Genomic DNA, 13846 nt, shown 5'->3' with positions numbered 1-13846 from the left:
GAATTGGCTGGAAGTTGGGCATCAGCGCTCTTTGTGCTAAACTGCCCGTCCGAAAGTGTTATACACTTCGGTTGGATAGGTAACTTGGCGAGATTATACGATGATCAAACAAAGGACTCTTAAACGTATCGTTCAGGCGACTGGCGTCGGTTTGCATACCGGCAAGAAAGTCACACTGACGTTACGACCTGCGCCGGCAAATACCGGGGTCATCTATCGTCGCACCGACTTGAATCCACCGGTTGATTTTCCGGCTGATGCCAAATCTGTGCGTGATACCATGCTCTGTACTTGCCTGGTGAACGAGCATGACGTGCGGATTTCAACGGTCGAGCACCTGAATGCCGCACTGGCTGGCCTGGGCATTGACAACATTGTTATTGAAGTCGATGCGCCGGAAATCCCGATTATGGACGGCAGTGCTGCTCCGTTCGTTTATCTGCTGCTGGATGCCGGCATCGATGAACTGAACTGCGCCAAGAAATTTGTGCGCATTAAAGAGACCGTTCGCGTCGAAGATGGCGATAAGTGGGCTGAGTTTAAGCCGTACAATGGTTTTTCGTTGGACTTTACCATCGACTTTAACCATCCGGCGATTGACTCAAGCAACCAGCGCTATGCGATGAACTTCTCTGCTGATGCATTTATGCGCCAGATTAGCCGTGCGCGTACCTTCGGTTTTATGCGTGATATCGAATATCTGCAGTCCCGCGGCCTGTGCCTGGGCGGCAGCTTCGATTGTGCCATCGTTGTTGACGATTATCGCGTACTGAACGAAGACGGCTTACGCTTTGAAGATGAGTTTGTCCGCCACAAAATGCTGGATGCGATTGGTGACCTGTTTATGTGTGGTCACAATATCATCGGCGCATTCACGGCGTTCAAATCAGGTCACGCGTTGAATAACAAACTGCTGCAGGCCGTTCTGGCAAAACAGGAAGCCTGGGAGTATGTGACCTTCGAAGACGAAGCAGAAATGCCGCTGGCATTCCGTGCACCATCAATGGTTATGGCGTAAGCCTGACCATTCAGTAAAATCGACTGGTAACCTGGTACTCTCTCCGGCCAGGGAGCCAGTCGTTTTTCTTTTTTACCTCCCGGTTCTCATTTCACCCCGATTCAACCATCGCTGATGCCGCGCGTTCGCTGCTTAATTGACCGCTTTTACCTGCGCAAAGCTTTCATTCCTGCTGCCGTGGCGCGGTATTAATGGTAATATTTGGGCGCAAAATTATTTCCTGGGGTTGCTTCAACTAAAGGTAATGGACGTGAGTGGATTGCTGACGCGCTGGCGACAGTTTGGCAGACGGTATTTCTGGCCGCATCTCCTGTTGGGGATGGTCGCGGCTAGCTTTGGCCTGCCTGCGTTAAGCAATAGTCACGAAACGGCATCACCGGCGAAAGCAACGGCCAGCAGCCACACGCCGAATAAAGTTAATTTCTCCCAGCTTGCTCTGCTGGAAGCCAACCGCCGGCCAAACTTTACCGTCGACTACTGGCATCAGCACGCCATCCGCACGGTTATCCGTCATCTCTCATTTGCCATGGCGCCCCAGGCGCTGCCGGTTGCGGAAGAGTCTTCGCCGTTACAGGCGCAGCATCTGGCCCTGCTTGATACGCTCAGCGCGCTGCTGACGCAGGAAAGCAAACCGCCGGTCATTGTGCGTCAGGCGGCATATAACTCCTCCCATCGCGCTTTTTGCGTCTCCGCCTGGATTAGCCAGGTCACGGGGATACGCGCCGGACCCCAACGCCTCAGCTGAACTAAAAACGGATCATTCTATTTTTTGTGACTCCGCATCGCGGGGCGTTTGAGATTTTATTATGCTAATCAAATTATTAACTAAAGTTTTCGGTAGCCGTAACGATCGTACACTGCGCCGTATGCGCAAAGCTGTGACGCTAATTAACTCCATGGAACCTGCCATGGAGAAGCTCTCTGATGATGAGCTGAAGGCTAAAACAGAAGAGTTCCGCGCGCGTCTGGCAAAAGGCGAAAGCGTAGAAAGCCTAATCCCGGAAGCCTTTGCCGTGGTACGTGAAGCCAGTAAGCGCGTATTCGGTATGCGTCACTTTGACGTACAGCTGCTTGGCGGCATGGTGCTCAACGAGCGCTGCATCGCAGAAATGCGTACCGGTGAAGGTAAAACGCTGACCGCTACCCTCCCGGCCTACCTGAACGCACTGTCCGGTAAAGGCGTGCACGTCGTGACCGTCAACGACTACCTGGCGCAGCGTGATGCTGAAAACAACCGTCCGCTGTTTGAGTTCCTCGGTATGACCGTCGGTATCAACATGTCGGGCCTGCCTGCTCCGGCCAAGCGTGAAGCTTACGCCGCCGATATCACCTACGGCACCAACAACGAATACGGCTTCGACTATCTGCGCGATAACATGGCGTTCAGCCCGGAAGAGCGCGTACAGCGTAAGCTGCACTATGCGCTGGTGGATGAGGTTGACTCCATTCTTATCGATGAAGCGCGTACGCCGCTGATCATTTCCGGCCCGGCTGAAGACAGCTCGGAAATGTACAAGAAAGTGAACAAGATCATTCCTCACCTGGTGCGCCAGGATAAAGAGGACTCCGACACCTTTACCGGTGAAGGCCACTTCTCGGTAGACGAGAAGGCGCGTCAGGTGAACCTGACCGAACGCGGTCTGGTGCTGATTGAAGAACTGCTGGTCAACGAAGGCATTATGGATGAAGGCGAATCTCTGTATTCACCGACTAACATTATGCTGATGCACCACGTGACAGCGGCGCTGCGCGCCCACGTGCTCTTTACCCGCGACGTTGACTACATCGTAAAAGATGGCGAAGTTATTATCGTCGATGAGCACACCGGTCGTACCATGCAGGGTCGTCGCTGGTCAGACGGTCTGCACCAGGCCGTCGAAGCCAAAGAAGGCGTTGATATCCAGAACGAGAACCAGACGCTGGCGTCCATCACCTTCCAGAACTACTTCCGTCTGTACGAGAAGCTGGCGGGGATGACCGGTACTGCGGATACCGAAGCTTTCGAATTCAGCTCTATCTATAAGCTGGATACCGTCGTGGTACCGACCAACCGTCCGATGATCCGTAAGGATATGGCGGATCTGGTCTATATGACCGAAGCAGAAAAAATTCAGGCGATCATCGAAGATATCAGAGAGCGTACTGCCGCCGGCCAGCCGGTTCTGGTGGGTACGATTTCTATCGAAAAATCAGAAGTGGTTTCGCAGGAACTGACCAAAGCGGGCATCAAGCACAATGTCCTGAACGCCAAGTTCCACGCCAGCGAAGCGGATATCGTGGCTCAGGCCGGCTACCCGGCTGCGGTCACCATCGCCACCAACATGGCCGGTCGTGGTACGGATATCGTGCTGGGCGGCAGCTGGCAGGCGGAAGTCGCCGCACTGGAAGATCCGACGCCAGAGCAGATCGCCCAGATCAAAGCCGACTGGCAGGTGCGTCACGAAGCGGTGCTGGCCTCCGGTGGTTTACACATTATCGGTACCGAGCGTCATGAGTCTCGCCGTATCGATAACCAGCTGCGCGGCCGTTCAGGTCGTCAGGGCGATGCCGGTTCTTCTCGTTTCTATCTGTCGATGGAAGATGCCCTGATGCGCATCTTTGCCTCTGACCGCGTGTCGGGCATGATGCGTAAGCTGGGGATGAAGCCGGGCGAAGCGATTGAACACCCGTGGGTCACCAAAGCGATCGCCAACGCGCAGCGTAAGGTTGAAAGCCGCAACTTTGATATTCGTAAGCAGCTGCTGGAATATGATGACGTGGCTAACGATCAGCGTCGCGCCATCTACAGCCAGCGTAACGAACTGCTGGACGTATCTGATGTTAGCGAAACCATCAACAGCATTCGCGAAGACGTTTTCAAAACGACTATCGATGCGCACATTCCGCCGCAATCTCTGGAAGAAATGTGGGATATCGAAGGTCTGCAGGAACGCCTGAAAAACGACTTCGATCTCGAGCTGCCGCTCAAAGAGTGGTTGGACAAAGAGCCTGAACTGCATGAAGAAACTCTGCGCGAGCGTATTCTGCAGAGCGCGGTAGAAACCTATCAGCGTAAAGAAGAAGTCGTGGGTACCGAAATGATGCGTCATTTCGAAAAAGGCGTGATGCTGCAGACCCTGGACTCCCTGTGGAAAGAGCATCTGGCGGCGATGGACTACCTGCGTCAGGGTATCCATCTGCGCGGCTACGCGCAGAAAGATCCGAAGCAGGAATACAAGCGTGAATCGTTCTCGATGTTTGCAGCGATGCTTGAATCCCTGAAGTATGAAGTGATCAGCACCCTGAGCAAGGTGCAGGTGCGGATGCCGGAAGAAGTTGAAGCAATGGAGCAGCAGCGTCGCGAAGAGGCGGAGCGCCTGGCGCAGATGCAGCAGCTCAGCCATCAGGATGACGATGCCCTGGCCGCAGCCGCATTGGCTGAGGAAACCGGCGAGCGTAAGGTTGGCCGCAACGATCCTTGCCCGTGTGGTTCCGGTAAAAAATATAAGCAGTGCCATGGTCGTCTGAGCTAAGCTCAGAGAATAAAAATAAAGGCGCAGATATCTGCGCCTTTTTTATGGAATTAACGCAATGAAAATACTGCAAATCTCCGTTGGCATCATCCGTAACCCGCAGGGTGAAATCTTTATTACCCAGCGCGCCGCCGATGCGCATATGGCAAATAAGCTCGAGTTTCCCGGTGGCAAAATTGAAGCGGGAGAGTCGGCCGAGCAGGCGCTGGTGCGCGAGCTACAGGAAGAGGTTGGCATTACGGTACGCGCGTCCAGCCTGTTTGATAAGCTGGAGTATCAGTTCCCTGACCGGCATATCACGCTGTGGTTCTGGCTGGTTGACGACTGGGAGGGTGAACCCTGGGGTAAAGAGGGGCAGCCGGGACGCTGGATTGCCCAGCGGGCGCTGCTGGCCGAGGAGTTTCCGCCAGCCAACGAACCGATTATCAGCAAATTAGTGCACGCCGCCCGCTGAGAAAATGGCCCGGACAGGACGCAAGGTCATCTCCGGGATTTTCTGCCGACGCGGCGCTACTGCTGCTGTTCGCTCCAGTCATCGGTATCGGACAGGTCGCCTGCGCTGGGAATGCGTTTTTCTTCCGCAGCCCACTCACCTAAATCAATCAGCTGGCAGCGTTTTGAGCAAAATGGCCGAAACGGGCTGTGCTCATTCCAGACCACATTTTTACCGCAGGTCGGGCAGTTAACGATTGTCTCTTTTGACATCTTTCCTCCTTAACAACAGGCCAGTTCAAAATCAAAGCGCTCGGGGACGATACCGAGTTCGCTGTCCAGTGGGAGAAAGCGAATGGCAAAGCGGCTTTTATGGCCAGAAATTTGCGGATACAGCTGGCTGGCAAGATCGAGGCGTAAGCGCAGCAGATCGGCATCATCGCCGTTATCCTGATAAAAACCGTTGAGGCTGGTTTGCTTGCGAAAGGGCGCAGAGTTGCGGATCAAATCGAGGATCAGCACCAGCGCCTGAGTGAGCGGCTGCAGGCTCGCTAACCATTTGCCAACCTGCTCGTCGCGATACTCCTGAGGCATATGCAGCCAGATATGCAGCGTGGGGAGATCGAAACTGCAGCAGCCTCCCGGAATGCTCAGTCGCTGGCGAACCAGCGCAATTAAACGATCCTCTCGCAGGAATTGACCGATGCGCGGGGCGGACATCAGCGCGCTGCCGGCGTGCTTCAGCTGTTGGCGCAACTCGTCAATACGCCCGCGGTCGACGCCCGGCACTTCTGCCCAGGACTGCAGTTTACGCTGCTGCCGCTCGAGCTCTTTGAGCAGATCCGTCCGCACCTCGCCGCGTTCGAGAACGTCCAGCAGATCGCCCGTATTGCGGAAGAAGTGGAGCGCATCCGAGTAGGTGGCGATCGTCGGGTGCACGGAGAGCTGTTGAATCAAAAACTCAATACGCAGCCAGGTGCGCATTTTCTCATTGAGGGGATGTTCAAATAGAACAGGGGTATGCATTACGATTTTTCCTGTGAGGCGGCCTGCGATGCCAGCATTAGATACTTTTCGTGCAGGCGGGCGACATCCGATGCGATGGCATCCGGAGGGCCCATATTTTCAATGACATCATCCGCAGCGGCGAGGCGTTGTTCACGCGTGGCCTGGGCGGCGAGAATGCGTTCTGCGTGCTCACGGCTGACCCGATCGCGCAGTATGGTTCGCGCTATTTGCGTCTCTTTTGCAACATCGACGACCAGCACGCGGTCGGCGTTGGCGACGAGATTGTTTTCGACCAACAGGGGAACGACCCAGAGAACATAAGGAGAGGACGCCGCCTGCATTTGACGGCGGGTTTCCTGCTGAATGAGCGGGTGCAGCAGCGCGTTCAGCCAGGTTTTATCCTCGGCGTGAGCGAAGATACGTTCCCGCAGGCTGCGGCGGTTCAGCGTGCCGTCATCGTTAATCATCTGTTGGCCGAAACGAGCGGCAATTGCCAGTAGTGCAGGGGTTCCAGGCTCGACCACCTGACGGGCGATAACGTCGGCGTCAATCACGTTAACGCCGAGGTGAGAGAATGCATCGGCTACGGTGCTTTTACCGCTACCGATGCCGCCCGTTAACGCTACCGTATACCTCATATACCCCGTTCCTGAAACTGACCATATACACATTGACTTTTCAGCAGCGCCCGCGCTTCACGAGCCGTGACTCTGCGGTGGGTGTCCCGTCAGGCTGCTTCGAGCCGAAAGAGACTTTTACGACGAATACTGGATTGCTTTGTACATATAAATCAAATGGTTAAAAATAACGCTCTGGCCGTTGATTGTCGCGATCGCGCTTTCCTCAATCCACCAGGTAAATTTGTACGATTGTAGCGTAAAAAAAGTGAAAATCGCAGTCTTGCGCAGTCATGATTCGTGCGTATGATAACGTCACTGGAGTTGTGCTCTCACAATAATGCAATTAACCCCAGGAATTCGCACATGCGTATTGAAGAAGATCTGAAGCTTGGTTTTAAAGACGTTCTTATCCGCCCCAAGCGCTCTACCCTCAAAAGTCGTTCTGATGTTGAACTGGAACGTGAATTCACTTTTAAACATTCTGGCCTCTCCTGGTCCGGCGTGCCGATCATCGCCGCGAATATGGATACCGTCGGTACCTTTGGCATGGCAAAAGCGCTGGCCTCATTCGGGATCCTGACTGCCGTACATAAGCACTACACCGTAGAAGAGTGGCGCAGCTTTGTGCAGACCACCTCTGCCGATGTGCTGAAGTACGTCATGGTTTCTACCGGTACGTCGGATGTTGATTTCGAAAAAACCAAACAGATCCTGACACAGAACCCGCAGCTCGGCTTCGTTTGTATTGATGTGGCAAACGGTTATTCCGAGCATTTTGTGCAGTTCGTGGCGAAGGCGCGCGAAGCCTGGCCGCTGAAAACGATCTGTGCGGGTAACGTCGTGACCGGCGAAATGTGCGAAGAGCTGATTTTGTCCGGCGCGGATATCGTGAAGGTCGGCATTGGCCCGGGTTCCGTTTGTACTACCCGCGTGAAAACCGGCGTTGGCTACCCGCAGCTCTCTGCGGTTATCGAATGCGCCGATGCGGCCCATGGCCTTGGCGGCCAGATCGTCAGCGACGGCGGGTGCACCACGCCGGGCGACGTAGCGAAAGCCTTCGGCGGCGGCGCTGATTTCGTCATGCTGGGCGGTATGCTGGCAGGTCACGAAGAGAGCGGCGGCACCGTTGTTGAAGAGAACGGCGAGAAGTTTATGCTGTTCTACGGGATGAGCTCCGAATCCGCGATGACCCGTCACGTTGGCGGCGTTGCGCAGTACCGCGCGGCGGAAGGTAAAACCGTTAAGCTGCCGCTGCGCGGCCCGGTTGAGAACACCGCCCGCGATATTCTCGGCGGCCTGCGCTCTGCCTGCACCTATGTTGGTGCTTCCCGCCTGAAAGAGCTGACCAAACGCACGACCTTTATTCGCGTACAGGAACAAGAGAACCGCGTGTTCAACAGCCTGTAGTGCCGCTTGCTGGCGCACCTCCTGCGCCAGCCGCTATCCCCCCATTCCGCTAATGGCGTCGCCCAGATGAAAAATGGGTAAATACATCGCCACCACCAGGATGCCAACGACGGCGCCGGTTATCAGCAGCAGCATCGGTTCCAGCAGCGTGGCCAGGCCCTCTGCCTGGCGGTGCGTGCGCTCGCTATGATGGCGGGCCAGGTTCTCTAGCATGATATCCAGCGACCCTGAAGCCTCACCGGTGCGGATGAGCTGCAGGCAGAGCGGGGTAAATCCTTCACTGTTCGCCAGCGCCTGCCAGATGGCGGTCCCACGGGCAATCTGCGTATTAACCTGATGGATTCTTTGGCGCCAAAGCGGGCAGCTTAGCGTCTCTTCTACGCTCTCCAGACCCTGCATAAAGCTGATGCCGGCGCTCTGCGTGAGGGTTAAAACGGTAAATATCTGGCTGAGCCGCTGTCCGCCTATTAGCTTTCCGACTACCGGCAAAGCGTGAAGCAGCTTTTGTCGCCGGAGTAGCCACGAGCGGCGACGATGGGCCAGCCGGTTGAGGAGAAACGGCAGTATCGCCATCAGCAGCAGCTGTGGCCAGCGGCTGCTCAGGCCTTCTCCGGCGCTTATCACCACTTTGGTCAGCAGAGGGAGCGGCGTGTTGAACGTCTGGTAAATAGCGGCAAACTCCGGCAGGACAAAGGTGAGCATACCCATTACCACCAGCAGCGCCAGCAGCAGAACGATCAGCGGATAGCGCAGCGCCTTTTTGACCTTTTCGCTCAGCTGCAGCTGTTCCTGCTGCTGGCGAGCCAGATGAAAGCAGCACAGATCCAGCTTACCGGTAAGCTCCCCGGTGCGGATCATCGCCAGATAGAGCGGAGGAAACGCCTGCGGCCATCTTTCCAGCGCGCTGGAAAGCGAGATGCCCTGCGCGAGATCCTGAGCCAGGGTTCGCAGCAGCGCCTGCCACTGCGCGCCCGTCTGCTGCTGCGCCAGCAGCTCCAGTCCCTCGGCGAGCGGCAGTCCCGCCTGCAGGAGAGTCGCCAGCTGGTGGATAATCTGGCCGCTGTAGCGCGGATGCCAAAGCGCGCTGCGTACCGTGCAGCGGCGGAGCGCGAGGGGGATAATTCGTTCATGCTGCAGCGCCTGCATCACCTCCTGGCGGGAGCTTTTCCATAGCGAGCCGTGACAGAGCGATCCTTTAGGATCAAGCCCGCGCCAGCGCCAAAGGCGTTCAGTCGCCATGGGGGAGCCCCAGCACGCGGACCACCTCTTCAAAGCAGGTCAGACCCTGCTCAATGGCCAGGCAGCCGCTTTCAAACAGCGTCGTCATTCCGGCCTCACGCGCCAGGGCCTCAATTTCCACCGCGCCCAGCCCCCGGGAAATAGCCTGCTGCAGCGCGGTGCCTATTGGTAGCACCTCAAATAGCGCCAGGCGCCCATAGTAGCCGTGATAGCAGTGCCGACAGCCCGTCGCCTGCCAGCGGGGCAGCCGACGCGGCCACAGGCTGTGCGGCACGTCAATGCCGCCTTCAGCCTCCCGGCGGCAGTGCGGGCAGAGCCTGCGCACCAGGCGCTGCGCAATGACCAGCGATAGCGCGGATGAGAGCATCCAGCAGGCGATCCCCATCTGCTGCAGGCGAATAAGCGTTTCGCTGGTCGAGTTGGTGTGCAGCGTTGAGAGCACGAGGTGTCCGGTTTGCGCCGCTTTGATAGCAATTTCTGCGGTTTCCGCATCGCGGATTTCGCCGACCATAACAATGTCCGGATCCTGACGCAGCAGCGCGCGCAGAACGCTGTTAAAGGTTAAGCCGGAGCGCGGGTTGATCTGCGTTTGATTCATGCCGGCGATGGGGATTTCCAGCGGGTCCTCCACGCTGCAGATATTAACCTCATCGCGGTTTCGCTTCTGCAGGGCGCTGTAGAGCGTGATGGTCTTACCGCTGCCGGTTGGGCCGGTGACCAGCAGCAGCCCCTGGGGCTGATTGAGCGCCGAAACAAAGGCGGCAAGCTGCTCTGGGGAGAGGCCGAGCGCCTCCAGGTCCAGCGCCTGTTCCACCTGATGCAGCAGGCGCAGAACGATTTTCTCACCGTAGCGACAGGGCAGGGTGGCGATGCGAAATGAGACCGATTGTCCCGAGAGCGTCTGAGTAAACTGACCGTCCTGCGGCAGGCGGTGTTCGGCAATATCAAGGTTCCCGAGCACCTTAAGCCGCGCCGTTATCGGCAGCGCCAGTTCGGCGGCGAGCGGCGCAAGCGGATGGAGCACCCCATCGACCCGCAGGCGTATGCGCAGGCTATTTTCGCCAGGCTCGACGTGGATATCAGATGCGCGCTGGCGCAGCGCCTGCTCGAGAATCTGATTAACCTGGTCGATGATGCCGGTCGGTGCTTCGCCGCTGGCGGCAGATGGCCCGGGCTGTGCGGACGACTGCAGGCGCTGATTCATTTTATCCTGGTTCCAGCACTCGATATCGATCCGCTTTTGCGTGGCAAAGCGCAGCGCTTCCATCAGCTCAGGCGGTGGAGAGTCTACGACCGCGATGGAGAGGGTTTGCTCATCGCTGTTAAGCAGCAGGGCATGGTAGCGCTGGCAGAGGGCGATCAATTTTTCGGCTTTCATCGCGGTGGCCTCAGTTAAAGCGGAAGACGTCTTCACACGCCTGCTTGAGCGCGCCGCCGCTGGCGATGTTGCACTCTCTTTGCCAGCCGGTAATGCCATTTGCTCTATCCCAGCCCGGCGTCATGGTGACGCGTAGCCCGTTGAGGCTCTCCTGCCCGCTAAGCGTGACGACGCCTTGAGCCACGGTCAGGGCGGAAACGTAGCGCGTGGTGGCGGGCGCGGGAATGCCGTTGCTGCCGCCGTCGCAGCTTGCGAGGCCGCCGTGCTCAAGGGCGCAGAGCTCCACCGCCGTGCGGTAGGGAATAAAGGTTTGCAGCACATCGGTAAGCGCCGCCTTGCGCAGATAGTTCTGGTAGGCGGGAATGCCGATGGCGCTGAGAATGGCGATAATGCCAATCACCACCATGAGTTCGATAAGGGTAAAGCCGCGTTGTTTGTCCATCGTTTGCTCCTTATTAGCGTCGGGAGCACTGTGGCGGTCTGCGGGGAGGATGACGAGCGGTAAATGAGCGCTCAGGAAGCGGCTTCCCGGGCTTTTTCTACTTATTACAGGGTGAGAGCAAAGCGCTGAGATCGCGCTCGCAAAGCGTGCGCCCCGGCAGGCGATGCGTGCCGGGGCGGAGCGTTAACGAAAACGCATCGACAGGTCGAGCGCGCGGACGTGCTTAGTCAGGGCGCCAACGGAGATGTAATCGACACCGGTTTCGGCATATTCACGGATCGTCTCGAAGGTGACGTTGCCGGAGACTTCCAGCGCGGCCTGGCCGCTGGTGCGCTTCACCGCTTCGCGCATCAGGTCCGGGGTGAAGTTATCGAGCATGATGATATCGGCCCCGGCCTTCAGGGCTTCATCCAGCTCATCAAGGGACTCAACCTCAACTTCTACCGGCACGTCCGGATGCAGCCAGAAGGCCTTCTCGACGGCCTGGCGCACGGAGCCGGAGGCGATAATGTGGTTCTCTTTGATCAGGAAGGCATCGAACAGCCCCAGGCGGTGGTTTGCGCCGCCTCCGCACAGGACGGCGTATTTCAGCGCGGTGCGCAGGCCGGGCAGCGTTTTACGGGTATCGAGCAGCTGGGTTTTGGTACCCGCCAGCAGATCCACGTAGCGGCGCACCTCGCTGGCGACCCCGGATAGGGTCTGCACGAAGTTCAGCGCGGTGCGCTCGCCGGTCAGCAGCAGGCGGGACGGGCCCTGCAGCTCAAACAGCGGCTGATCCGCCTTGACCGCATCGCCATCGTCAACCAGCCAGGTGACGCTGACGTCATCGCCGGCCAGCTGAATAAAGACCTCTTCCACCCAGCGCTTGCCGCAAAATACGCCGTCTTCGCGGGTAATGACCACCGCGTGCGAACGTGCGCTTTCCGGCAATAATTGCGCGCTAATATCGTTGTTAGCGTCAACTTCGCCGCCTAAATCTTCGCGCAGGGACTGGGCTACGGCATCGGTAATATCGAGGTTAATACGTTCCAGCAGCGCGTCACGGCGGCGGTCGGGGTTGTAGCGACGAGGCGACATGATAAAGCTCCAGATAGATAAGATTCAGCAGTGGGAAACATGCTAACCTGAACGGCGTTTCTACACCATATACTCTTCATCCTTCAGGCTATTGCAGCGTTGGCGTGCCTGCGCTGGAGAGGTTGAGGCGCGGCGCCTGCTCCTTTGCTAAAGGGCGGGCAGGTCGAAATAGCGGATGGCGCATTTTCCGCCGCCGGCTGCGGCGATCGGTTCCGAACGAATTTGTGTATGATAATCGGCATCCCTGGGCCATGGGCGGCCCGGGAGCATGCGTTAGTGAAAGGAGACTCCGCAATGCAGTTGAACGGAGGATGGCTGGTGGGCGCGCGTCGGGTTCCTTCGCCGCACCATGATTGCCGCCCGGATGATGAAACCCCCTCTCTGCTGGTGGTGCATAATATTAGCCTGCCGCCGGGTGAATTTGGCGGCCCGTGGATTGATGCTCTGTTCAGCGGTACGCTCGATCCCAACGCGCATCCCTATTTTGCCGGGATCGCTCAGCTGCGGGTTTCGGCGCATTGTCTGATTCGCCGCGATGGTGAAATCGTGCAGTATGTGCCTTTCGATAAGCGCGCGTGGCATGCCGGCGTATCCTGCTATCAGGGGCGCGAGCGCTGCAACGACTTCTCTATTGGTATTGAGCTGGAAGGTACGGATACGCTGGCTTATACCGAGGCGCAGTATCAGCAGCTGGCCGCGATTACGCGGCTGCTGACCGCGCTGTATCCGGCCATCGCTGAAAACATGACCGGCCATAGCGATATCGCGCCGGTGCGTAAAACGGATCCCGGCCCGGCGTTTGACTGGGCAAAATTTCGCGGTCTGCTGACCGCTTCGTCAGATAAGGAGATGCCATGACGTTGTTTTCTACGCTGCTGGTTCTCATCGCCGAACGCCTGTTTAAGCTGGGCGAGCACTGGCAGCTCGATCATCGCCTCGAGGTCCTGTTCCGTCGCGTGAAGCACTTCTCGCTTTTCGGCACGCTGCTGATGGCGGCGGTGGCGATGGTCGCGGTATACATTATTCAGCGCCTGTTGCACGGCGTGCTGTTTAACGTTCCGCTGCTGGTGTTCTGGATCCTGCTTGGCCTGCTATGCATTGGCGCCGGCAAAGTCCGCCTGCACTATCACGCCTACCTGAAGGCCGCTTCCCGCAACGATAAGCATGCCTGCGACGCGATGGCCAGCGAGCTGACGCTTATCCACGGCGTCCCGCCGGGCTGCGACAATCGCGAATACCTCAGCGAACTGCAGAATGCGCTGCTGTGGATCAACTACCGCTACTACCTTGCGCCGCTGTTCTGGTTTGTGGTCGGCGGGCCGTGGGGCCCGATCACGCTGATTGGCTACAGCGTTCTGCGCGCATGGCAGTCGTGGCTGGCCCGCTATCAAACGCCGCACCACCGTTTACAGTCAGGAATTGACGGCATTTTGCACGTCGTGGACTGGGTGCCAGTGCGGCTGGTTGGCGTGGTTTACGCGCTGGTTGGTCACGGGGAGAAGGCGCTACCCGCCTGGTTCGCCTCGCTGGGCGATCGCCATTCGTCGCAGTATCAGGTGCTAACGCGTCTGGCGCAGTTCTCGCTTGCCCGCGAGCCGCATGTCGACAAGGTCGAGACGCCAAAGGCCGCCGTCTCAATGGCCAAGAAAACGTCGCTGGTGGTGGTGGTGATTATGGCCCTGCTGACGATTTACGGCACGCTGATTTAAGCGC

General features: G+C 57.6%; 14 protein-coding genes. 7 read left to right on the top strand and 7 right to left on the bottom strand.

What is annotated here, in order from left to right; genetic code table 11:
* Window positions 1-100: 100 nt before the first annotated feature.
* From lpxC to mutT, 4 genes are all read left to right on the top strand, one after another.
* A complete protein-coding gene (gene lpxC, locus HCK03_RS22195; RefSeq protein ID WP_041144054.1) occupies window positions 101-1018 on the top strand; it encodes a UDP-3-O-acyl-N-acetylglucosamine deacetylase in 918 nt (305 codons plus the stop codon).
* A gap of 250 nt (window positions 1019-1268) precedes the next feature.
* Complete coding sequence (secM, locus tag HCK03_RS22190) at window positions 1269-1763, top strand: secA translation cis-regulator SecM (RefSeq protein ID WP_206110928.1); 495 nt, start codon at window positions 1269-1271, stop codon at window positions 1761-1763.
* 61 nt (window positions 1764-1824) lie between these two features.
* Complete coding sequence (secA, locus tag HCK03_RS22185; protein WP_041144056.1) at window positions 1825-4530, top strand: preprotein translocase subunit SecA; 2706 nt, start codon at window positions 1825-1827, stop codon at window positions 4528-4530.
* Window positions 4531-4588: 58 nt separating this feature from the next.
* Complete coding sequence (mutT, locus tag HCK03_RS22180) at window positions 4589-4984, top strand: 8-oxo-dGTP diphosphatase MutT (protein WP_076946387.1); 396 nt, start codon at window positions 4589-4591, stop codon at window positions 4982-4984.
* Between the two features lie 56 nt (window positions 4985-5040).
* Here the strand turns inward: mutT and yacG are convergent, their stop codons facing one another.
* From yacG to coaE, 3 genes are read right to left on the bottom strand one after another with little or no spacing between them, the layout of a single operon-like run.
* The gene (gene yacG / locus HCK03_RS22175) at window positions 5041-5235 is read right to left on the bottom strand and encodes a DNA gyrase inhibitor YacG (RefSeq protein WP_041144058.1); all 195 of its coding nucleotides are present in this window, start codon (window positions 5233-5235) and stop codon (window positions 5041-5043) included.
* Between the two features lie 9 nt (window positions 5236-5244).
* Entirely contained in the window at window positions 5245-5988 is a 744-nt protein-coding gene (gene zapD, locus HCK03_RS22170; RefSeq protein ID WP_041144059.1) for a cell division protein ZapD, read from the bottom strand.
* Window positions 5988-6608 (bottom strand): dephospho-CoA kinase, encoded by a 621-nt coding sequence (gene coaE / locus HCK03_RS22165; RefSeq protein WP_041144060.1) that lies wholly within the window; start codon window positions 6606-6608, stop codon window positions 5988-5990. Before coaE ends, zapD begins: the two co-directional genes overlap by 1 nt.
* A 345-nt stretch (window positions 6609-6953) precedes the next feature.
* Between coaE and HCK03_RS22160 the strand changes: the two genes are divergently transcribed.
* Window positions 6954-7997 (top strand): GMP reductase, encoded by a 1044-nt coding sequence (locus tag HCK03_RS22160; protein WP_076946385.1) that lies wholly within the window; start codon window positions 6954-6956, stop codon window positions 7995-7997.
* Between the two features lie 33 nt (window positions 7998-8030).
* Here HCK03_RS22160 and hofC read toward each other — a convergent pair whose 3' ends face one another.
* From hofC to nadC, 4 genes are all read right to left on the bottom strand, one after another.
* Window positions 8031-9236, bottom strand: a complete 1206-nt coding sequence (hofC, locus tag HCK03_RS22155; RefSeq protein ID WP_115193561.1) for a protein transport protein HofC — start codon at window positions 9234-9236, stop codon at window positions 8031-8033.
* On the bottom strand, window positions 9226-10614 hold the full coding sequence (gene gspE / locus HCK03_RS22150) for a type II secretion system protein GspE (RefSeq protein ID WP_167692195.1): 1389 nt from the start codon (window positions 10612-10614) through the stop codon (window positions 9226-9228). The genes hofC and gspE overlap by 11 nt, the downstream gene beginning before the upstream one ends.
* Window positions 10615-10624: 10 nt before the next feature.
* A complete protein-coding gene (gene ppdD, locus HCK03_RS22145; RefSeq protein ID WP_167692194.1) occupies window positions 10625-11056 on the bottom strand; it encodes a prepilin peptidase-dependent pilin in 432 nt (143 codons plus the stop codon).
* 183 nt (window positions 11057-11239) lie between these two features.
* Entirely contained in the window at window positions 11240-12133 is an 894-nt protein-coding gene (nadC, locus tag HCK03_RS22140; protein WP_045859870.1) for a carboxylating nicotinate-nucleotide diphosphorylase, read from the bottom strand.
* 294 nt (window positions 12134-12427) lie between these two features.
* Between nadC and ampD the strand changes: the two genes are divergently transcribed.
* Together ampD and ampE are read left to right on the top strand one after the other, a co-directional pair.
* Window positions 12428-12991, top strand: coding sequence for a 1,6-anhydro-N-acetylmuramyl-L-alanine amidase AmpD (gene ampD, locus HCK03_RS22135; protein ID WP_041144066.1), 564 nt, complete (start codon window positions 12428-12430; stop codon window positions 12989-12991).
* A complete protein-coding gene (gene ampE / locus HCK03_RS22130; protein ID WP_041144067.1) occupies window positions 12988-13842 on the top strand; it encodes a beta-lactamase regulator AmpE in 855 nt (284 codons plus the stop codon). The genes ampD and ampE overlap by 4 nt, the downstream gene beginning before the upstream one ends.
* Window positions 13843-13846 lie beyond the last annotated feature (4 nt).

The sequence above is a fragment of the Klebsiella terrigena genome, assembly GCF_012029655.1.
Classification (GTDB): Bacteria; Pseudomonadota; Gammaproteobacteria; order Enterobacterales; family Enterobacteriaceae; genus Klebsiella; species Klebsiella terrigena.
This window is presented reverse-complemented; position numbering and strand designations above follow the sequence as displayed.

Excerpts from the sequence above, each read along its gene's own strand:
- ppdD (WP_167692194.1), bottom strand. The coding sequence starts at position 11,056 with ATGGACAAACAACGCGGCTTTACCCTTATCGAACTCATGGTGGTGATT.
- secA (WP_041144056.1), top strand. The coding sequence starts at position 1,825 with ATGCTAATCAAATTATTAACTAAAGTTTTCGGTAGCCGTAACGATCGT.
- hofC (WP_115193561.1), bottom strand. The coding sequence starts at position 9,236 with ATGGCGACTGAACGCCTTTGGCGCTGGCGCGGGCTTGATCCTAAAGGA.
- mutT (WP_076946387.1), top strand. The coding sequence starts at position 4,589 with ATGAAAATACTGCAAATCTCCGTTGGCATCATCCGTAACCCGCAGGGT.
- lpxC (WP_041144054.1), top strand. The coding sequence starts at position 101 with ATGATCAAACAAAGGACTCTTAAACGTATCGTTCAGGCGACTGGCGTC.
- HCK03_RS22160 (WP_076946385.1), top strand. The coding sequence starts at position 6,954 with ATGCGTATTGAAGAAGATCTGAAGCTTGGTTTTAAAGACGTTCTTATC.
- gspE (WP_167692195.1), bottom strand. The coding sequence starts at position 10,614 with ATGAAAGCCGAAAAATTGATCGCCCTCTGCCAGCGCTACCATGCCCTG.
- ampE (WP_041144067.1), top strand. The coding sequence starts at position 12,988 with ATGACGTTGTTTTCTACGCTGCTGGTTCTCATCGCCGAACGCCTGTTT.
- zapD (WP_041144059.1), bottom strand. The coding sequence starts at position 5,988 with ATGCATACCCCTGTTCTATTTGAACATCCCCTCAATGAGAAAATGCGC.
- coaE (WP_041144060.1), bottom strand. The coding sequence starts at position 6,608 with ATGAGGTATACGGTAGCGTTAACGGGCGGCATCGGTAGCGGTAAAAGC.
- nadC (WP_045859870.1), bottom strand. The coding sequence starts at position 12,133 with ATGTCGCCTCGTCGCTACAACCCCGACCGCCGCCGTGACGCGCTGCTG.
- yacG (WP_041144058.1), bottom strand. The coding sequence starts at position 5,235 with ATGTCAAAAGAGACAATCGTTAACTGCCCGACCTGCGGTAAAAATGTG.
- ampD (WP_041144066.1), top strand. The coding sequence starts at position 12,428 with ATGCAGTTGAACGGAGGATGGCTGGTGGGCGCGCGTCGGGTTCCTTCG.